Annotated in this window: 21 protein-coding genes; 8 read left to right on the top strand and 13 right to left on the bottom strand. The window is 68.6% G+C overall.

The genetic code is table 11. From position 1 onward, the window contains the following. Window positions 1-106: 106 nt before the first annotated feature. The 6 genes from EHF44_RS22495 to EHF44_RS22520 all read right to left on the bottom strand — a co-directional run bounded on the left by EHF44_RS22495 (window position 107) and on the right by EHF44_RS22520 (window position 5,815). Window positions 107-859: a GntR family transcriptional regulator gene (locus EHF44_RS22495; protein ID WP_253700168.1), complete on the bottom strand. Its 753-nt coding sequence runs from the start codon at window positions 857-859 to the stop codon at window positions 107-109. Between the two features lie 144 nt (window positions 860-1,003). Next, entirely contained in the window at window positions 1,004-2,008 is a 1,005-nt protein-coding gene (locus EHF44_RS22500) for a 2Fe-2S iron-sulfur cluster-binding protein (RefSeq protein WP_124685907.1), read from the bottom strand. Between the two features lie 15 nt (window positions 2,009-2,023). Continuing rightward, the gene (locus EHF44_RS22505) at window positions 2,024-2,503 is read right to left on the bottom strand and encodes a GlcG/HbpS family heme-binding protein (protein WP_124685908.1); all 480 of its coding nucleotides are present in this window, start codon (window positions 2,501-2,503) and stop codon (window positions 2,024-2,026) included. Between the two features lie 21 nt (window positions 2,504-2,524). Then, entirely contained in the window at window positions 2,525-3,973 is a 1,449-nt protein-coding gene (locus EHF44_RS22510) for an aldehyde dehydrogenase family protein (protein ID WP_124685909.1), read from the bottom strand. Window positions 3,974-4,052: 79 nt separating this feature from the next. Next, entirely contained in the window at window positions 4,053-4,772 is a 720-nt protein-coding gene (locus EHF44_RS22515; RefSeq protein WP_124685910.1) for a TenA family transcriptional regulator, read from the bottom strand. Between the two features lie 113 nt (window positions 4,773-4,885). After that, window positions 4,886-5,815 (bottom strand): ornithine cyclodeaminase family protein, encoded by a 930-nt coding sequence (locus tag EHF44_RS22520; RefSeq protein ID WP_124685911.1) that lies wholly within the window; start codon window positions 5,813-5,815, stop codon window positions 4,886-4,888. A 284-nt stretch (window positions 5,816-6,099) separates the two neighbouring features. On the opposite strand from EHF44_RS22520, the gene EHF44_RS22525 reads away from it, so the two are divergent. The 4 genes from EHF44_RS22525 (at window position 6,100) to EHF44_RS22540 (ending at window position 8,700) form a co-directional block, all read left to right on the top strand. Further along, window positions 6,100-7,638, top strand: coding sequence for a hypothetical protein (locus EHF44_RS22525; RefSeq protein WP_124685912.1), 1,539 nt, complete (start codon window positions 6,100-6,102; stop codon window positions 7,636-7,638). A gap of 36 nt (window positions 7,639-7,674) precedes the next feature. Beyond that, window positions 7,675-7,977, top strand: coding sequence for a 2Fe-2S iron-sulfur cluster-binding protein (locus EHF44_RS22530; protein WP_124685913.1), 303 nt, complete (start codon window positions 7,675-7,677; stop codon window positions 7,975-7,977). 1 nt (window position 7,978) lies between these two features. Then, complete coding sequence (locus EHF44_RS22535; protein ID WP_124685914.1) at window positions 7,979-8,305, top strand: ferredoxin; 327 nt, start codon at window positions 7,979-7,981, stop codon at window positions 8,303-8,305. Window positions 8,306-8,400: 95 nt separating this feature from the next. Next, complete coding sequence (locus tag EHF44_RS22540; protein WP_124686734.1) at window positions 8,401-8,700, top strand: 2Fe-2S iron-sulfur cluster-binding protein; 300 nt, start codon at window positions 8,401-8,403, stop codon at window positions 8,698-8,700. Window positions 8,701-8,713: 13 nt separating this feature from the next. Here the strand turns inward: EHF44_RS22540 and EHF44_RS22545 are convergent, their stop codons facing one another. Beyond that, window positions 8,714-9,535, bottom strand: coding sequence for an IclR family transcriptional regulator (locus EHF44_RS22545; RefSeq protein WP_124685915.1), 822 nt, complete (start codon window positions 9,533-9,535; stop codon window positions 8,714-8,716). 200 nt (window positions 9,536-9,735) lie between these two features. On the opposite strand from EHF44_RS22545, the gene EHF44_RS22550 reads away from it, so the two are divergent. Continuing rightward, a complete protein-coding gene (locus tag EHF44_RS22550; RefSeq protein ID WP_124685916.1) occupies window positions 9,736-10,665 on the top strand; it encodes a LysR family transcriptional regulator in 930 nt (309 codons plus the stop codon). A gap of 117 nt (window positions 10,666-10,782) precedes the next feature. Here EHF44_RS22550 and EHF44_RS22555 read toward each other — a convergent pair whose 3' ends face one another. Together EHF44_RS22555 and EHF44_RS22560 are read right to left on the bottom strand one after the other, a co-directional pair. Further along, a complete protein-coding gene (locus tag EHF44_RS22555; RefSeq protein WP_124685917.1) occupies window positions 10,783-11,058 on the bottom strand; it encodes a hypothetical protein in 276 nt (91 codons plus the stop codon). Window positions 11,059-11,259: 201 nt separating this feature from the next. Further along, window positions 11,260-11,811: a YggT family protein gene (locus tag EHF44_RS22560; protein ID WP_124685918.1), complete on the bottom strand. Its 552-nt coding sequence runs from the start codon at window positions 11,809-11,811 to the stop codon at window positions 11,260-11,262. A 191-nt stretch (window positions 11,812-12,002) separates the two neighbouring features. On the opposite strand from EHF44_RS22560, the gene EHF44_RS22565 reads away from it, so the two are divergent. After that, window positions 12,003-12,467, top strand: coding sequence for a MarR family winged helix-turn-helix transcriptional regulator (locus tag EHF44_RS22565; RefSeq protein ID WP_124685919.1), 465 nt, complete (start codon window positions 12,003-12,005; stop codon window positions 12,465-12,467). A gap of 134 nt (window positions 12,468-12,601) precedes the next feature. Beyond that, window positions 12,602-13,336 (top strand): glycine zipper 2TM domain-containing protein, encoded by a 735-nt coding sequence (locus EHF44_RS22570; RefSeq protein ID WP_124685920.1) that lies wholly within the window; start codon window positions 12,602-12,604, stop codon window positions 13,334-13,336. 7 nt (window positions 13,337-13,343) lie between these two features. Here EHF44_RS22570 and EHF44_RS22575 read toward each other — a convergent pair whose 3' ends face one another. The 3 genes from EHF44_RS22575 to EHF44_RS22585 all read right to left on the bottom strand — a co-directional run bounded on the left by EHF44_RS22575 (window position 13,344) and on the right by EHF44_RS22585 (window position 15,563). Beyond that, window positions 13,344-14,060, bottom strand: coding sequence for a dienelactone hydrolase family protein (locus tag EHF44_RS22575; protein ID WP_124685921.1), 717 nt, complete (start codon window positions 14,058-14,060; stop codon window positions 13,344-13,346). Window positions 14,061-14,266: 206 nt separating this feature from the next. After that, window positions 14,267-14,686 carry a hypothetical protein gene (locus tag EHF44_RS22580; protein ID WP_124685922.1) on the bottom strand — a complete coding sequence of 140 codons (420 nt, stop codon included), beginning with the start codon at window positions 14,684-14,686 and terminating at the stop codon, window positions 14,267-14,269. 280 nt (window positions 14,687-14,966) lie between these two features. After that, window positions 14,967-15,563 (bottom strand): phospholipase D family protein, encoded by a 597-nt coding sequence (locus EHF44_RS22585; protein ID WP_253700171.1) that lies wholly within the window; start codon window positions 15,561-15,563, stop codon window positions 14,967-14,969. Between the two features lie 222 nt (window positions 15,564-15,785). On the opposite strand from EHF44_RS22585, the gene EHF44_RS22590 reads away from it, so the two are divergent. Beyond that, a complete protein-coding gene (locus EHF44_RS22590) occupies window positions 15,786-15,992 on the top strand; it encodes a dodecin (RefSeq protein WP_124685923.1) in 207 nt (68 codons plus the stop codon). 39 nt (window positions 15,993-16,031) lie between these two features. Here EHF44_RS22590 and EHF44_RS22595 read toward each other — a convergent pair whose 3' ends face one another. Further along, complete coding sequence (locus EHF44_RS22595) at window positions 16,032-17,708, bottom strand: ShlB/FhaC/HecB family hemolysin secretion/activation protein (protein WP_124685924.1); 1,677 nt, start codon at window positions 17,706-17,708, stop codon at window positions 16,032-16,034. Window positions 17,709-17,749: the final 41 nt, after the last annotated feature.

Genomic DNA, 17,749 nt, shown 5'->3' on the forward strand with positions numbered 1-17,749 from the left:
AAATCCCTATGGTGGTCAACAAACGCCTACAGTATACATTTCGATGGTGCACTGCGCCATTTGCTGGTGCGCAACGGGGAATTGCCTGAACCGTGATCGGGCAGGGTCAGGCGTGGGTCTGGCGAGGGGTGCCCGCCGTGCCCGCCGTCGGTGCAGCCGCGCCATCGGCCGCCATCGATTCCACCGCCTTGGCGGCGCTGTAGACGTGGCGCGTGGCCAGCAGCGACGCCAGATCGGCATCGCCGGCAATCACGGCCTGCAAAATCTGGGCGTGCTCGTCCCAGTTGATGCGCGCCCGGCTCAGGTTGGCCGGCGCGAATAGCAGCGCGGTGCGCTCGCGCAGCGACCGCATCATGTCCTGCAGCACGCTGTTGGCGGCGATGTTGCCCAGCACCTCGTGAAAGCGCGAATTCAGTTCGACGAACCGCTCGGTCTGGCCGCTGTCGACCGCGTCGTTGCCTTCCTTGAGCACCTTTTCCAGTTCCTGGATCAGCGCCGGATCGCGGCGCTGCGCGGCCAGCTTGGCGTTCAGCCCTTCCAGCGTGGCGCGTACCTCCACCATTTCGCGGGCGATGTTGGGCGACAGCCGGGCCACGGACGCGCCGCGCCGCGGCTCGATCCGCACCAGCCCCTCGGCCGCCAGCGCCCGCAGCGCCTCGCGCACGGGAATGCGCGACACGCCCAGTTCCAGCGACAGCGTGTTTTCCACCAGCCGTTCGCCCTGTTCGTACTGGCCGCCCAGGATACGTTGCCGCAGCGTGTCGGTGACCAGCGCGAAAAGGGGAGAATGCTGGGCGCCCAGGCTTGCGGCCGGGGTGTCCGGATTCGGCTTGATGGCACTGGCGGTGGCGTCGTTCATGGTCGGGATCGGCCGTCGGATATCGGTGATGCGCCGCGGTCGATGGGCCACGGCGTGAATGCCGCTATTGTATACCGTTGCCTCCGCGCGCAAGACATAGGGTAGACATCTACCGTGGCCCCGCCGATGACGCCGCCGGGTCCGTCAGCCGCCCGCGTGCTGGAACGTGAAGCTGTCCGCGTAGATGAAAGGCGCCCCGGCGCCCAGCGCCATGAACGTCTGCCGGGCGTCGCGGATCATGTGCGGCGACCCGCACAGGTAGATCGCGTGCTCGGACAGGTCGCCCAGGTCGGCCGCCACGGCGTCCTGCACGTAGCCGCGCCGCCCCTGCCAGTTGTCGCCGCCGCGCGACAGCACCGGCACGTACTGGAAGTCGTACAGCCGCTCGCCCCAGGTGGCGATCTCGTCGTGCAGATACAGGTCGGCCGCCGAGCGCGCGCCCCAGTAGAGCCAGACGGGCGGGCAGTCGGGGTCGTCCATCAGCGATTCGAGCATGCTCTTGATCGGCGCCAGCCCGGTGCCGGTCGCCACCATCAGCAGCGGCCGGTAATCCTCCTTGCGCAGCGCAAAGCTGCCGTGCGGCAGTTCCACGTCGAGCCGGTCCCCGGTGCGCAGTTGCGGCAGGCGGCGCGACGTGAACCGCCCGCCGGCGATCTGCCGCACATGGAAGTCGACGCTGTTGCCGGCCGGTGCCGATGCCATGGAGAAACTGCGATGGCTGCCGTCCTCCAGCCAGACTTTCAGGTACTGGCCGGGCGCGTAGACGAACGGTTCGTCGTCCGGCAGGGCCAGCCGCAGGTGCTGGACGTCCGGACCCAGCGGCGCCACCGACATCACCGATGCCGACGTGCGGCGCGGCGGCGTCAGCGCGGCCCCGGCGCGCGCGGTGCTGATGACGAGGTCGCTCAGCGGGCGCGCCTGGCAGGCCAGCGCGACGCCCTCGGCGTGCTCGGCCTCGGTCAGCGCCATCGGAAAATCCTCATAGGACACCGACCCTTCCACCACCTGCATGCGGCACGTGCCGCATCCGCCGAACGTGCATTCGTGGGCCAGCGCCACGCCGCTGCGCAGCGCGGCATCGAGCACCGACTCGCCGGCCGCCACCTGGAACACCTGTTGCGTTTCCGCAATCTCGACGCGATGGGCCATGACTGATTCCCCCGCCTACTTCTTGATGTCGGCCTGCGCCAGCACGGTCAGGTCGTCGGCGGCCAGCAGGTCGCGCAGCGCTTCCAGCGCGGCCACGCCGCACGCGGTGTCCTGCTCGCCGTTGCCGCCGGACAGCCCCACGCCGCCGATGACCTCGCCGTTCACCACGATCGGGTAGCCGCCCACGAACACCGCGAACTTGCCCTCGAAGCTCCACTGGATGCCGAACGCCTCGTTGCCGGGCAGTGCCGGGCCGTTCGGCGCCGTGTTGAACAGGTGCGTGGAGCGCTTGTGCCCGGCGGCCGTGAACGCCTTGTTCCAGGCAATCTGCGGCCCGGTGATGCGTGCGCCGTCCATGCGTTCGAGCAGCAGCGGGTAGCCGCCGTCATCGACGATGCAGACCGATTCCAGCACGCCGATTTCCTCGGCCTTGCGGATCGCGGCGGCCACCATGTGGCGCGCCTCCCTGAGTTCGAGCTTGATCGATTTTTTCATCGTAGTTTCCTTGGATTCGGGTCAGACGCCCTGGTAGACGGTCTTGATCTGCGTATAGAACTCCAGCCCGGCGCGGCCTGATTCGCGGAACGTCGACGTGCTGGAGCGCTTGAGCCCGCCGAACGGGGCGTTGACGAGGTTGCCCGTGGTGGTGCGGTTGATCTTGACCGTGCCCGATTCGATGTCGCGCGCAAAGTCGTGCAGGTAGCGCGGGTTGCGCGTGGCGATGGCGGCGGACAGCCCGTAGTCGGTGTCGTTGGCCTTGGCGATGGCATCGGCGTAGCTGTCCACCTCGATGATCGCCAGCACCGGGCCGAAGATTTCCTCGCGGGCAATCCGCATCGACTGCGTGACGTCGGTGAACACGGCCGGCGCCACGTAGTAGCCGTGCGCGAAGTCGCCGTCGGTCAGCGCGTCGCCGCCGCACAGCAGCGTGGCTTCCTGGCGCCCGGCGGCGATGTAGCCCAGCACGGTCTCGCGCTGCTTGCGCGTGGCCAGCGGGCCCAGGTCCATGCCCGGCGTCATGCCGCTGCCGATTTTCAGCGCCTTGACCCTGGCCACCAGCTTGTCGGTGAACGCCTGCCGGACCTCGCGCATCACCAGGATGCGGCTGGTGCCGGTGCACGCCTGGCCCGACAGCGACAGCCCGCCCTTGATGGCCAGGTCCACGGCGTGGTCCAGGTCGGCGTCCTCCATCACGATCAGCGGATTCTTGCCGCCCAGCTCCATCTGCGTGCGCGTGGTCATCGGCAAGGCCTTGTGGATCTGCTCGCCGGCCGCCGTGGACCCCGTAAACGACACGGCGCGCACCGCGCGCGATGCCACCAGCGTCGGGCCCACCTCGGCCGCGCTGCCGGTCACGAAGTTGAGCACGCCTTTCGGAATGCCGGCCTTGACGAACGCCTCGGCCAGCCGGTAGCCGGACAGCGGCGCGTCCGACGACGGCTTGAACACCACGGTGTTGCCCGTGATCAGCGCCGGCGCGATCTTGCGCGCGGGAATCGACACCGGGAAGTTCCACGGCGAGATCACGGTCACCACGCCCAGCGGCTCGCGCAGCGTGTAGACCAGCATGTCCGGATCGTCGTTAGGAAAACTCTCACCGCCGAAGGTCTGGCCTTCCACGGCGTAGAAGCGCAGGGTCTGGGCCGACCGCATGACTTCGTCGCGTGCCAGGTTCAGCGCCTTGCCTTCCTCGCGCGTCAGTTCGGCGGCGATGCTGTCGGCGTTGGCTTCCAGGTGCGCGGCGGCGTCGTTCAGGACCTTGGCGCGCTTGCCGATCGGGGTCTTCTTCCATCCGTCGAACGCGGCGGCGGCGGCGGCCACCGCGGCGGCGGCATCCCGGGCGTCCGACGCGGCGTGGCGGCTGACGATCTCGCGCGTGTCGGCGGGGTTGACGTTGTCGAGCGTGCGGCCGGTGGCGCTGTCGCACCATTCGCCGTCGATGTAGTTGCGGTACGTCTCGGTCATCTTGCGGGGGCCTGGTTGGAGGATTCGAAGACGGCCCCGGACGCGCCGGGCGCCCAGGGTCACGCGGGGCGGTGCGGCCTCAGGCGGCCGCGGCCTCGGGCTTGGCGTCGACGTAGTCGTAGTACAGCGCCGTGGTGTAGAGCAGCCGCATCTGGGCGCCGATCTCGCAGATCTTCAGGCAACGCTGCTGCAGCTCGGGCGTGTTGGCGTGCTCCAGCACGATCTGGTAGCCGCGCTCGCCGTGGATTTCGTCGGACACGATGTGCAGGTCGAAGAACTCGACTTCCTCGTCGGTGAAGCCGTACTTCTCGCGCAGCGTCGGGGTTTGCTTGCGGTAGATCGACGGCACCTGCGACTCCAGCCCCACCACCAGGCCGGCCACGGCCACCACGGGGTCCTCGCGCATCGCCACGGCGTAGCACCAGCTTTGCAGCCCGCGCGTGGTCGGCGACATGTTGTCGGGGTTCACCACGCGCTCGCGCGAGGTGCCGCAGGCTTCGGCAAAGCGGATCAGCAGGTCCGTGTGGCGGTCGCCGCCGATTTCCTCCTCGTACATGTTGGCCAGCAGGAAGTCCTTGGCCTCGGTCATGTGGTCGGGCGTGCGGGCGTAGATATAGGCCAGGTAGTCGGCGAACGGCCCGACGTAGTGGTAGTGGTTCTCGGCCCAGCGGGCCAGGTGCTCGCGGCTCAGCGTGCCGCCGGCCCACGCCTTGCTGAAGGGCGCCTGGTTCGCGCTCTTGCCTTTGATGGCGTTTTCCAGCGCGGCACGGAAGTCTTCTCGGTTCATCAGTTCGGCCATTTGGGGGCTCCTGTTTTCGTAGCGTTCGGGGTGAAAGGGGTTTGTATACTTTCTACAACGTCGCCCGGGCGATAAAAAAGCCGCGCAGGGCGGTGACTGCAATCGTCGGCGGGTCAGGCGGCGACGGCCTGGGCGGCGGCGATCCGTTGCCAGGCCACGCCGGCCAGGGCCACGTCTTCCAGCCCGACGCCCACCGACTTGTAGATCACGATGTCGTCGGCATGGCGGCGCGCGGGTTCGGTATCGAGCAGCACATCGGCCAGTTCCACGATCTTGCTGTCGGGCAGTGCGGCCTTGTCGGCCAGCACAAGGTCGCCGGCTTCGCGCAGCGATTGCTGGCGCCACTCGACCACCACGGCGGCGGCGCGCGCCAGCAGCGTGTCGTCCAGCTCGCGCGTGTGCGGCAGGCTGGATCCGATGGCGGCCACGAACGCGCCGGGCTTGACGACGTTGCCGGGGAATAGCGGTGTGGTCGAGCGCGACGCCGTCACGATGATGTCCGCCGCCGACGCGGCGGCCTCGGCCGGCGCGAAGGCCACCGGGATGCCGCACTGGCTGGCCAGCCGGTCGGCCGCGTCGGGCGCCGCGTACGGGTCGCAGACCAGCACCTGCCGCAGCGGCAGCGCGGCCGATAGCTGCAGCGCATGTTGCACGCCCTGGGTGCCGGCGCCGAACAGCGCCAGCGTCGACGCGCCGGGCGTGGCCAGCTTGCGGGCCGCCAGCACCGTGCAGGCCGCCGTGCGCAGCCGTGTGATCGCGCCGGCATCGAACGAGGCCAGCGGGCGGCCGTCAACCGTCGAAAACAGCAGGATGACAAACGAGAACTGGCCGGCGATGGTGGTGTAGACCTTGGCGCCTGCCACCTGCTGGGCCGGGATGACCGCGCCGAGCGTCGACAGCTTCACGCCGCCCGCCTCGGTGCGGATGCGTTCCTGCATGGCCGCGTCGCCCCGGCCGAAGCTGCGGAAAGCGTCGAGCATGGCGGCCTGGGCGTCGGCGGCGGTGACGTGGCGATCGATCATCGCGTCGGTGACATGGAGCATGGGAACGGGCCTGTAAGTCATTTCGGTATACAGTCTACACACAGTTTCCGAAAAAGCCAGCGGGTTTTCCAGCAGCCGCCAGCCCCGACCGGAACGGTGCGCACCGCCCGCAATCCGTGCAGTGTGGCCCGTTCCGGGGAATCTGCCGCACCGCGGCGGTGATTTCCCTAGGTCCGGCAGTTTTCGCTTGTGATCGTGATCGAGCGGGATATAGTATACAAAAAAGCGATTCGACAACGATTCATATACCGCCCCCACAAGGGCCTCCAGGAAAGGGGAGCCTCATGCAACAAACTGTTGAGATTGGCCTGGCACATTGGGTGTACCTGCTGGGCGTGGCAGTGATCGTGCTGACCATGATCCTGCGGGCCAATGTCGTGGTGCCGTCGATCCTGGGCACCTTCCTCGTGATCCTGGCCATCACGGGCAGCCCGATCAGCGCGCTGGGCGGCATCTTCGCGGCCAGCCTCGTGGCGGCCAAGGAACTGTTCAACATCTTCCTGGTGATCGCGTTCATGACGGCGCTGCTCAACGCGCTGAAGACGCTGCGATCCGATATCCGCATGGTCGAGCCGTTCCGGCTGGTGATGAAGAACGGCCATAGCGCCTATTTCATCCTGGCCGGCATCACCTACGTGATCTCGCTGTTCTTCTGGCCCACGCCGGCCGTGCCGCTGGTGTCGGCCATCCTGCTGCCGGCCGCCATCGCCGCCGGGCTGCCGCCGCTGGCTGGCGCCATGGCCATCGCCATTGCCGGGCAGGGCATGGCGCTGTCGTCGGACTACGTGATCGGCGTGGCGCCGGGCATCAGCGCCAAGGCGGCCGGCGCGGCGGTCAGTGCGGCCGTAGTGGCGGACCGCGCGCTGATCCTGTCGATCATCACCGGTGCCATCGCGCTGTCGCTGGCCTACCTGTCCATGCGCCGCCATATCGTGCCGGCCAGCGGCGCGCTGCTGGACCGCTGGCAGGCCCGCGCCACGGGCCCCGACGCCGCCGTGGAAGCCATCGGCACGTTCGACAAGGCCGAGATCGCGCGCGGCACGTCGCACGAAGAGCCGCTGGCCACCGACGCCAACATCGAGCAGAGCCTGGCGATGGTGGCGCGCCGCCGCGTGAAGTGGTCAAAGTTCTTTGCCGTGCTGACGCCGCTGGCGTTCATCTGCGTGGTGACGCTGATGGTGCTGCCGAAGATCGCCTCCGGCATGCCCGACCTCAAGGGCGGCGCCGCCGCCGCGCTGGTGGGCGGCGTGGCCGCGCTGCTGATGATGCTGGCCACGCTGGCCGCCGAAGGGCCGCGCCGCATGCTCGACGTCTGCCCGGACCACATCACCGACGGCTTCGTGTTCGCGTTCAAGGCCATGGGCTCGGTGCTGCCGATTGCCGGCTTCTTCTTCGTGGGCGCCGGAGAAACCGCCGTGCAGATCCTGGGCGTGGATGCCGGCCGCGCGCCGAGCCTGCTGTTCGAGCTGATCCAGGCGTACCAGCACATGATCCCGGACAACCACGTGCTGGTGGCGTTCGGCGTGCTGCTGGTGGGCATGATCACCGGCATCGACGGCTCGGGGTTTGCCGGGCTGCCGCTGACGGGCACGCTGGCCGGGGCGCTGGGCCCGGTGGTCGGGTTCGATTCCGCCACGCTGGCAGCCGTGGGCCAGATGGGCGCGGTCTGGACGGGCGGCGGCACGCTGATCGCGTGGTCGTCGCTGATCGCCGTGGCCGGGTTTGCCCGCGTGCCCGTGCTCGACGCCGTGCGCGCGCTGCTGCTGCCCGTGCTGGCCGGGCTGTTCGTCTCCACGATCTGCGCCATGCTGCTGTGGCACTGACGCGCCGGTCGTTTTCGCGGATTTAAAGAGATTGCTATGCCGAAAGTCGTCTTCCACAAGAACGGACAGGTGTTCACCGACGAGGTGAAGCCCGACACCAACCTGGTCGTGCGTGCCGGGATCAAGCAGTTCCCGTATCCGAACCTGCGCTACGAATGCGGCATGGGCAAGTGCTCCAAGTGCGCGTGCCGGGTGCTGGCCGGCGCCGAGCACCTGCCGCCGCCGAACTGGAAGGAAAAGAAGCAGCTTGGCGAGCGGCTGGACCAGGGTTTCCGGCTGGCGTGCCAGATCTGGCTCACGCACGACATCGAGCTGGAACAGGAAGCGCTGGCGGCCTGACATGTTCGTGATCCTGACCAGCAAGCCGGGCCAGTTCCGCACCGAGCCCGTGCCCGGCGTGGAGCCGCGCGAGACCTGGGAATACCTGTTCTACGGCCGGCCCAAGGCCGTGTTCGTGATTGCCGAGCTGACGGCGCCGCGCGATGCCATCGTCAAGGTGCGCGTGATCGACGAATCCGGCCCGGCGGGCCGCGACGACCCCGCGCCCGTGGTCAACCACGTGCCAACCCGGTTCCTGGAGCGTTTCGACACGCTCGCCGCCGCCCACGACGCGCTGCACAAGCTGGCGCGCTTTGGCAGCATGGACCTCTCGATAAGGAAAATATGATGCGGGCCGACTCCGACGCTGCCATCGCCCCGACCACCCCGACCACCCCGAACACCCCGGATGCGGCCGATGGCGCGTCACCGGCGCCGACGCGCATGGTCGCCATCACGTTCGTGACCAACCAGGGCAAGACCGTGAACGCGCCCGAGAACAGCAACCTGCTGCGCGTGTCGCTGCGCGAGCAGGGCGGCATTCCGTTCAAGTGTGGCGGCGGCATCTGCGGCACGTGCAAGTGCCGGATCGAGCAGGGGCTGGAACATACGGACGCGGTCAAGCCCAAGGAGCGCAAGCACCTGACCGACGACGACCTGCGCGCCGGCTATCGCATGGCATGCCAGACCTTCGTCAAGGGGGATGTGGCGGTGTCCTGGGAACCCCGCACCGGGCCCCGCTAGCGCGCCGGACCGCTCAGGTCCGCAGGCTCACCATCGCGGAAATCTTGCCGGCCGCCTCCAGCAGCGGCGGCAGGAAGCGGTCGACCATCTCCTGCGCGCTGGTGCGGTTGGCCTGCCCGCTGATGTTCAGCGCGGCAATCACCTGCCCGGTGCGGCTGCGGATCGGCGCCGCCAGCGACACCAGCCCTTCCTCCAGTTCCTGGTCGTTCTGGGCCCAACCCCGGCTGCGGATGTCGGCCACCAGCCGCTTCAACTGGTCGATGTCGGTGACCGTGCGTCGCGTGCGCGGCTGCAGGTCTGACGCCTGGAGCACGCGGTCCAGCTCGGCGTCGTCCAGGCCGGACAGCAGCACGCGGCCCATCGACGAGCAATAGGCCGGCAGCCGGCTGCCGATCGACAGGTTGATCGTCATGATCTTGCGCGCCGGCACGCGCAGCACGTAGACGATCTCGGTGCCGTCCAGCACGGAGATCGAGCAGCTTTCGTGCACCGACTGCGACAGCGCCTCCATGACCGGCTCGGCCAGGTTCCAGAACGGCATCGACGTCAGGTACGCGAACCCCAGGTCCAGGATCTTCGGCGTCAGGCGGAACAGCCGGCCATCGTTCTGCACATAGCCCAGCCCCACCAGCGTCAGCAGGATGCGCCGCGCGCCGGCCCGGGTCAGGCCGCTGGCCTGCGCAATCTCGGTCAGCGTCTGGGCCGGATGGGCGGCGTCGAAGGCGCGGATCACCGACAGGCCGCGCGCGAACGATTGCACGTAGCTGTCGCTCGGCTTTTCCGTCGTACCGGCAGCGGGCGCGCGGGTCGTAGCGGGATCGGCAGGATGCGCCATGGGTCTGGAAAGGGTGGCAGAGGCTTGGAAGGCCGAAAGGGTAGAGGAAATGTGCCTGCTTTGCCAGTCCGGGGCAACCTTGGCCGGCACAATCGGCTCTGCCGCATAATGTGCGGTCGATGCGTGGCGGCACGCGGCGGCGACAGACGGCCGCGACAGGCGGCCGCCGACAACGGTGTCTGACAAGGGGAATGGGTCCGGTGAGCGAGACAATCCAGTGGAATGACTGGGAGGCGTTCTGCTGTGTGGTGGAACAGGGGACATTCACGGCGGCGGCCGCCGCGCTGGACTGTCCGAAGTCACGGGTATCGGCGGCGGTGATCCGGCTGGAAACGGCCATCGGCGCCAAGCTGCTGGAGCGCACCACGCGCCGCATGCGGCTGACCGATGCGGGCGGCGCGGTCTATCGTGACGTGGCACCGCTGTTTGCGCGGCTGCGCGAGATCCGCCAGGAAACGCTGGCGCGCGAGGAGCGCGTGCAGGGCATGCTGCGCATCGCCACGCCTTACGAATTCGGCGCCCAGCAGCTTGGCGGCGTGATCTGCCGGACGCTGGCCGCGCATCCGGCGCTGGACATCACCGTCGAAATCGCCCAGGGGCTCGTCGATCCGATCCGCGAGGGCTTTGACATCGCGTTCGTGACCGTCGATACCGAACTGCCGGATTCGGGCACCATCGCGCGCCGCATCTGGAACGTCGAGCGGGGCCTGGTGGCCGCGCCGAGCCTGGCCGCCAGCCTGCCGGCGCAGATGCAGCCCGAGGACCTGTCCAACATGCCGACGCTGGCCACGCCGGGCGTCTCCGTCTGGGAATTCTCGCGTCACGGGCAGCGCATCGCCGTGCCCATCCGGCCGCGCATGCAGACCTACAACGCCGAACTGCGGATGCAGGCCGCGCTGGCCGGGCTGGGCATCGCCCGCGTGCCGATGACGGCGGCCGAGACCGAGATCGCGCAGGGCCGGCTTGTGCGCGTCATGCCCGACTATCCGCTGCCACCGCTGCGCGTGTTCGCGCTGCTGCCGGACCGCCGGCTCCAGCCGCGCAAGGTGCGCGCGTTCATGGAAGCCATCGAATCGATGATGGGGGCGGACCTGGGAGATCTGGGCGACGCGGGACATCCGGCGGGATAGTGCCGGGGGCGCTGCGGGTATGGCGGGGAACTGGATGAGGGGCCCGGCAAGGACAGGGGGAGCACCCTGCCGGGCAAGCCTCGCCGGGGGAAGTGGCGAGGCCGGGGGAGCGGGCGATCAGGCGCCTTCGGTAAAGGCGTCGCGCCGTTCGGTCACGCCACGGGCGCCTTCCGAGTACACGTCGCGCTTGTCGGTCACGCTGCGCGAACCTTCGGTGTACACGTCACGCTTTTCAGTCACGCCGCGCGCGCCGTCCAGGTACGGGTCGATCTTGCGGCCGATGCTGCCATCCAGGCGGGCAAGGTCAGAAATGGTCTGCGAAGCCTGGGCGGCGGTGGCGCCGACCGACAGGCCGAGGGCGCAGAGCAGGGAGAGGGCGAGGGTCTTCTTCATGGTTGTGCTGTTCCGACTTATGGCAAAGATCGCGGGTCGTGGCCCGCGGTGGCTGTAATGTAGGCGTCGGCCACAGCATGAAAAAGGTCGATTTCTCGACACACTGTCCAGCAGCTTGAACAGTACGGGAAAACCCTAGGACGGGATTTCCGGCAACCCCGGCGATCGTTTGCCCGCCGGGGTTGTAGGGTTAGCGGTCGCTTACACCACGCCCCGGCTCACGCCGGCGATCAGCATCAGCAAAATTTGCGCGACGACGAACAGCACCAGCGGTGAGAGGTCGAAGCCACCCAGGCGCGGCATCACGCGCTGGATCGGGCGCAGCAGCGGCGCGGTCAGGTGCCAGATCGGGCCGGCCAGCGGCGACTGCGGGTTGAGCCACGACAGCACGGCCATCAGCAGCGTCACCCACATCACCATCGTGATGCCCCACTTCAGCATCGTCAGCAACGCCAGCGCCAGGATGGCGGGCAGGAAGGCGATGGGGTCGGCGTCCAGCAGCAGCGCGCGGCAGACCAGGAAGGCCACGGCCGTCAGGTAGGCGGCCAGCACCGTGGCCCAGTCCACGCCGCCGATGCCGGGGATGATGCGGCGCAGCGGGCGCACGATCCAGTCGGTCACCTGGAACACGCCCTGCGACACCGGGTTGCGCGACGGCAGCCGGGTGAGCTGCATCCACAGCCGCAGCAGCAGGGCCATGCCGAACAGCGTGAAGACGGTATCCAGCAGGAACAGGAAGATTTCCATGAACATCGGGCGGCTTTCCCTTTGAAGACGTTAGGGGGGCGACAAGGTGTCGACGACCGCACAGATTCTGCCATACCGCGCCGGCCGGGCTCCGTGGAAAATAGGGCCCGTATGCGCGCCAGCACACCGGATGGCCGTACGGCGACGCCATATAATGGGCGCCTTGTCCGATCCACCCGCGCCCACGAACAGCCCCTATGGCCCGCCAGCCTGCTTCCGCGAAGTCTTCCCCCGACACCGCACTGACCAAACAGGACTTCGAGGCGCTGTCCGATTTCCGCTACCAGTTGCGCCGCTTCCTGCGGTTTTCAGAGGAAGCCGCGCAGGCCGAGGGCGTGACGGTGCAGCAGTACGTGCTGATGCTCCATATCCGCGGCAGCCGGGACAAGAACTGGGCGTCCGTGGGCGAACTGGCCGAGCGGCTGCAGGCCAAGCAGCATGGCGTGGTGGCGCTGGTCAACCGCTGCGAGGCGGCGGGGCTGGTGGCGCGGCGCGTGCATCCCGATGACCGGCGCGTGGTGCAGATCCACCTGCTGGCCAAGGGCGAGCGATGCCTGAACCGGCTGGCCGCGCTGCACCGGGCCGAGCTGCAGTCCCTGCGCAACACGTTCCGCGTGGCGCGGATCACGGCCTTCAACGACGACGAGGCCGAGCGCGGCTGAGGCCGCCAGCGGGGCCGCCGGCCGGGGCGTTACAGCCGGTTACCCATCACAATCTCCGGTGACACCTGCCGCCATGGCGCGGCACTAGACTCCCGCGCATCACAGATACGCGCAACGTCGCAGGAGTCCCCACCATGTCCATCTCGATCCGCCCGGCCGTCCGCACGCTCGCCCTGGCCGTCCTGGCTGCCGGTACGCTGGCCGGTTGCGCCGCGCCCTACGGCGCGGGCTACGGCGATGGCTATGGCACGGGCTACCAGACCGGCTACCAGACCGCCGGCTACCAGGGCGCCTACGGCAACCCGGCCTACAACGGCGGCTACAACAACGGCTACAACACCGGTTACGGCACGTCCGGCACGCAGATCAGCGGCGCGCCGGGCTATCCGCAGTCGTCGCCGTACCCCGCCACGTCGTCCTATCCGCAGCAGCCCGGCTACGACCAGTACGGCTATCCGCAACCGGCGCAGGGCGGCAGCTACGGCGCCTATGACGGCGCCAGCGCCAGCGGCGGCTACAGCGACCCGTACGCGGTGCGCTACGGCTGGGTGGAATCGATCGAACAGGTGGGCGGGCAGCCGGCCAACGCCAGCGGCGTCGGCGCGGTGCTGGGCGGCGTGGCCGGGGGCCTGCTGGGCCACCAGATCGGCGGCGGCCGGGGCAACACGGTGGCCACCATCGGCGGTGCCGTGGCCGGCGCGCTGGCCGGCAACGAGGTGGAAAAACGCACCAGCACCGCCCCGGCGGCATTCCGCGTGCGGGTGCGCACGCAGGACAACGGCTACCTCACGCTGACGCAGGGCAGCCCGTACAACATGCGCATCGGCGACCGCGTCCGCATCCAGAACGGCGTGGCGATGCCGTACTGACCGGCGCTCAGGCCAGCGCGTTGACCAGGAACGTCAGCGCGCGGCCATGCGCCAGCGCGGCCGCGCGCTGGTTGTAGGATTCGCGCGCCCAGCAGTTGAAGCCGTGGTCGGCCTGGTCGTAGACCAGCACCTCGGTGCCGCGCTTGCCGGCCACGGCCTGGCGCACCTGTTCCACGTCGTCGGGCTTGATGTGGGCGTCCAGCGCGCCGTAGTGGAACTGCACGGGCACGTTGAGCGCGGCCGCCTCGTGCAACTGGTTCTGGATGCCGCCGCCGTAATAGGGCACGGCGGCGTCCACCAGGCCGCGCGCCGCGGCCAGGTACGACACCAGGCCGCCAAAGCAGTAGCCCACGGCCGCCACCTTGCCGCCTTCGCCAATCTCGGCGCGCAGCGCCTGCACGGTGGCCGCGACGTCGCCCACCGTATCCTCCAGGTTCACGGCCTTGCGCAGTTCCATCGCGCGCTCCCAGTCCTTGCCGCTGTAGCCCAGCTCCACGCGCGGGCCGGTGCGCCAGAACACGTCCGGCGACAGCACCACGTAGCCGTCGGCCGCGTACTGGTCGGCCACCGAGCGGATGTGCTCGTTGACGCCAAAGATCTCCTGGATCAGCACGATGCCCGGGTTGCCGGGCTTCTTGCCGCCGGGCGGCAGGCTCAGGTAGGCGTCGAAGCTGCCGGCGTCGGTGTCGATGCGGATCCAGCGGCTGTTGGGGATCGTGGTCATGGTCGGGCACTCCAGGAGGTTGGTCGAGACGGGCGGCGCGCCCGGCAGCCGCCAAGTGTGCCACCGCCATGGCGATCGTGCAGGCCCGTGGCCGAACACCGGCCGACAAAAAAATATGCCGGCACCCGCGGGAGGGGTAGCCGGCATGGCGGCCGCCAGCGAACTGGCGGCTCAGGACTGCTTGACTCGCTCTTCAGCCTCGCGCGCTACCAGCGAAGCTGTACATTTTTCTCGCCCGGGCTCAGCGTCGTCTGCTTGGACTTGCCCTCGAACGTCGCCACCACCTGGTACGACGCACGCGGCCCCTTGATCAGGCAACGCGGGCCGGTGGCCTTGAATTCCGCCACCTGCTGGCCGTCGCGCATCAGCTTGACGTTGACATCCGAGAGGTACTCGCCCCGGGTGCCCTGGGTGAACAGCAGGCCCATGTCGTAGTTGCGGGCCTCGCTGTTCATCTGCGCCTGCTCGTCGGCGGCCACGCCGCCACAGACGTAGGTGAACGGGCCGGCCGTGTCGGTCCGCATGTCGGCGTGAGCGGCCATCGAGATGCCCAACGCCGCGGCGGCGGCACCCACGGCGCACCATTGGCGCGCCATGCGGCCCATCGAAGTGTTTCGTGCTTGCATCGCTTCCTCCTGCCGGAATGGGCGGGATGCGCGCGCATGGCGCTGACCACGGGGCAGGGAACTGTCAGAGACGCGGGCCTGGACATGCAGCCTGCCGCGGCATCCTCGCTCGGTACCTGAAGTACACACCACGGCACAGGAGGCGTCTGTCGGCGTTTGACTGATCTTCCTGCGGGAAGCGTCCGGGGGATGCGCGGAACAGCGGGCGGTTATGCCCGCATTCGTGCCGTTGACGGCAAAAGAGAGGCGCGGGACACCCGGCCGCCGCGCCCCGGCACGCTCAGTACGCCGACGACTTGTCGAAGCGCGTGCGCCAGTTGTCGGTATAGGCGCGCACCACGGCGCTGTCGCCACGGATCAGCATGCCGTTCTCCGCGTTACGTTCCTGGGCCGACTTGGTGAAGTTGAACGACCCCGTGAACACGGCCTGGTCGTCGAACACCATCACCTTGTTGTGGGCGATGGCCGGCTTGGTATCGACCACCACCTGGATGCCCGCGTTCTTGAGGAAGGTGGCGCTCGTGTAGCGCTCAGACGCCTGGCTCTTGTCCACGATCACGCGCACGTCCACGCCGCGCTGGTGGGCCTCGGCCACGGCCTTGGCAATCGGGGTGCTGGTGAACGAGTACGCCTGGATCAGCAGCCTCTTGCGCGTGCGGTGAATGGCGTCGACGATCATGTCCTGGCAGCTCGGGCCGTCCGGCACGAAGCACAGCGTGTAGGTGCTGCCGCTGGCAAACGGCGTGGACTGGGCGCGCGGCGTGGTCAGCGCGTCGACGGCACGGTCCAGCATGGATGTGGTGCGGGCCTGGGCGGCGCCCACGACGGCCAGCAGTCCGGCAATGCCGGCAACGGCCAGCCGGCGGCAGGGAAGCAAGGAAAGAAACATCAGGTTACAGGGGAGTGACGGGAAATCGAGGGCCCGCAGCGTAACAGGCGCCGCGCCGATCCCGCAACCGGAAACGCGCGGCAAGTTGATCGGGAACCTGCGGCCCGTCTTGGGACTCGACAGGGCTGGTGCCTATGATGAAGGCACGCACCGCCGCGGCACCCGCGCTGCATCGCCGCATCTCCCCACGCCAGACCCCAGGAGGCCCGCATGACCGATCACACCTACAAGCTCGTGGAAATCGTTGGATCCTCGCCCGATGGCAGCGACCAGGCCATCCGCAACGCGCTGGCCAAGGCCGCCGAGACCATCAAGCACATCGACTGGTTCGAAGTCGTCGAGACGCGCGGCCATGTGCAGGACGGCAAGGTCGGCCATTTCCAGGTCACGCTCAAGATCGGCTTCCGCGTGAACTGACCGGGCCGCGCCCGCCTGCCGCCCCGGCCGCGCGCCGCTTCAGTCGAACTGGTACGACCAGAGCAGGTTGATGCGCGGCGAGCGGTGGCTGGCGTTGGTCGGCCTGTCGCCCACGGGCTGGGCCACCGACACGTCCATCGTGTAGTAGCGCCGGTCCGAGAAGCGCAGGCCGATGGCCAGCGACTGCAGCGTCCGGTGCGACAGCGACACGCTGTTCGAGTACACGCGCGCCATGTCCGCCACCAGGAACGGCTGCAGCGTCTTCAGGTACGTGAAATCCACCGTGAACAGCCGGTTCAGCTCGGCCGATGCGCCCCAGCCCTTGTCGCCCGCCACCTCGCCGGCCGGGTAGCCCAGCCCGAAGAACCGGCCGCCAACGCTGATCTGCTCGCTCGACGCCAGCCGGTTGGCGCTGTACTGGCCCGCCGCAGACAGCGCCATGCCAAAGCCGAACGGCAGGTCGCTGGCCTGCGACAGCAGCAGCCGCGTGCGGAAGAAGCTCAGGTCGTTGAGGTTGTTCTGCCGGCTCGCGCCCAGTCCGTCGATGCCCTTGTAGAAGCCCAGCGTGGCATTGCGCGTCACGCCCGTGCCGCGCTGCAGGTACGCCACCTCGGCCGTCGCCACGCGCACGCTGGTGGCCAGTTCCACCTGCCGGCCGGCGCCGGGCTGCACGGCCTGCGTGTAGCGCTCGAACTGGTTGTTGGCGTAGAAGCCGCCGGTCAGCGTCAGCGCGTGACGGTTGTTCAGGATCACCGGATAGCTCAGCGTGCCGCCCAGCCGCTTGGAATCGTTGACGTAGCGCGACTCGAACCCGATCGGCGCCAGCGCGTTGTTCTCGGGCACGCCGCGGTAGTGCGACGCCGTGAGCCGGGCCAGCATCCCCTCGGTGCCCAGCGGCTGCGCGTAGGTGGCCGAGTAGTACTCCTCGTTGTCGCGGCCCTTTGGGAACAGCGTCGAGAACGACAGCTGCTCGCCCAGCGGCGTCAGGCTGTTGGTGGTGGCCGTGGCGATGGCCCGCACGCCCGGCGACATCCATTCCACGCCGGTGCCGAACGTGAACGGCTTGCGCTTGACCTCCAGCACCATGTCGCACGCGCCGTCGGTGGTGGTCGGCGGCTGCACGGTGGCGTTGACCTGCATGCCGGGCTGCTGGGCCAGCACGTTCACGTAGTGCTCGAAGCTTTCCTGCCGCAGCGGGCGGTCCTTCTTCAACTGCTCGGCGATCTTGCGCAGCCGCCCCTCGGCCGGGCCGGGCTTGCCCTTGACCGTGATGTTGGCCACGTAGCCCTCCACCACGGTGATCAGCACGTTGCCGTTCTCGAACGCCTGCGCCGGCACGAACGCGAACGACAGCGGGTAGCCCGCGTCCTTGTACATCTGCGTGACGGATTCCGCGGCCTGCAGCAGCTCGGCCACCGTGATCTCGCGGTTGGCCAGCGGGGTGAACTTTGCCGCGATCTGGTCGAACGGCAGCGTCTTGGCGCCTTCGATCTGGAAATGCCGCGGTGTCAGCCGCGACGCCAGCAGGTTCTGCAGCGCCGAATCGGGTCGCTCCACCTGCACGGTCACGTTGCTCTGGGCGGGTTTGCTGGGTGCGATGCTGGGCAGCGTCTGCGTGGGATCGCCCTGCACCGGGCCGCGCTCCGCATGGGACAGCCCGCTATGGAAGAGGCCGACGCCGACCAGCAGCGCGGCAACGCTCTCGCGTGTACGCATGGTGTTACCCCTCGATGGAAACCTGCTTTGCGGCTATGTGG

The sequence above is a fragment of the Cupriavidus pauculus genome (assembly GCF_003854935.1).
GTDB classification, from domain to species: Bacteria; Pseudomonadota; Gammaproteobacteria; order Burkholderiales; family Burkholderiaceae; genus Cupriavidus; species Cupriavidus pauculus_C.

Excerpts from the sequence above, each read along its gene's own strand:
- EHF44_RS22495 (WP_253700168.1), bottom strand. The coding sequence starts at position 859 with ATGAACGACGCCACCGCCAGTGCCATCAAGCCGAATCCGGACACCCCG.
- EHF44_RS22500 (WP_124685907.1), bottom strand. The coding sequence starts at position 2,008 with ATGGCCCATCGCGTCGAGATTGCGGAAACGCAACAGGTGTTCCAGGTG.
- EHF44_RS22505 (WP_124685908.1), bottom strand. The coding sequence starts at position 2,503 with ATGAAAAAATCGATCAAGCTCGAACTCAGGGAGGCGCGCCACATGGTG.
- EHF44_RS22510 (WP_124685909.1), bottom strand. The coding sequence starts at position 3,973 with ATGACCGAGACGTACCGCAACTACATCGACGGCGAATGGTGCGACAGC.
- EHF44_RS22515 (WP_124685910.1), bottom strand. The coding sequence starts at position 4,772 with ATGGCCGAACTGATGAACCGAGAAGACTTCCGTGCCGCGCTGGAAAAC.
- EHF44_RS22520 (WP_124685911.1), bottom strand. The coding sequence starts at position 5,815 with ATGCTCCATGTCACCGACGCGATGATCGATCGCCACGTCACCGCCGCC.
- EHF44_RS22525 (WP_124685912.1), top strand. The coding sequence starts at position 6,100 with ATGCAACAAACTGTTGAGATTGGCCTGGCACATTGGGTGTACCTGCTG.
- EHF44_RS22530 (WP_124685913.1), top strand. The coding sequence starts at position 7,675 with ATGCCGAAAGTCGTCTTCCACAAGAACGGACAGGTGTTCACCGACGAG.
- EHF44_RS22535 (WP_124685914.1), top strand. The coding sequence starts at position 7,979 with ATGTTCGTGATCCTGACCAGCAAGCCGGGCCAGTTCCGCACCGAGCCC.
- EHF44_RS22540 (WP_124686734.1), top strand. The coding sequence starts at position 8,401 with ATGGTCGCCATCACGTTCGTGACCAACCAGGGCAAGACCGTGAACGCG.
- EHF44_RS22545 (WP_124685915.1), bottom strand. The coding sequence starts at position 9,535 with ATGGCGCATCCTGCCGATCCCGCTACGACCCGCGCGCCCGCTGCCGGT.
- EHF44_RS22555 (WP_124685917.1), bottom strand. The coding sequence starts at position 11,058 with ATGAAGAAGACCCTCGCCCTCTCCCTGCTCTGCGCCCTCGGCCTGTCG.
- EHF44_RS22560 (WP_124685918.1), bottom strand. The coding sequence starts at position 11,811 with ATGTTCATGGAAATCTTCCTGTTCCTGCTGGATACCGTCTTCACGCTG.
- EHF44_RS22565 (WP_124685919.1), top strand. The coding sequence starts at position 12,003 with ATGGCCCGCCAGCCTGCTTCCGCGAAGTCTTCCCCCGACACCGCACTG.
- EHF44_RS22570 (WP_124685920.1), top strand. The coding sequence starts at position 12,602 with ATGTCCATCTCGATCCGCCCGGCCGTCCGCACGCTCGCCCTGGCCGTC.
- EHF44_RS22575 (WP_124685921.1), bottom strand. The coding sequence starts at position 14,060 with ATGACCACGATCCCCAACAGCCGCTGGATCCGCATCGACACCGACGCC.
- EHF44_RS22580 (WP_124685922.1), bottom strand. The coding sequence starts at position 14,686 with ATGCAAGCACGAAACACTTCGATGGGCCGCATGGCGCGCCAATGGTGC.
- EHF44_RS22590 (WP_124685923.1), top strand. The coding sequence starts at position 15,786 with ATGACCGATCACACCTACAAGCTCGTGGAAATCGTTGGATCCTCGCCC.
- EHF44_RS22595 (WP_124685924.1), bottom strand. The coding sequence starts at position 17,708 with ATGCGTACACGCGAGAGCGTTGCCGCGCTGCTGGTCGGCGTCGGCCTC.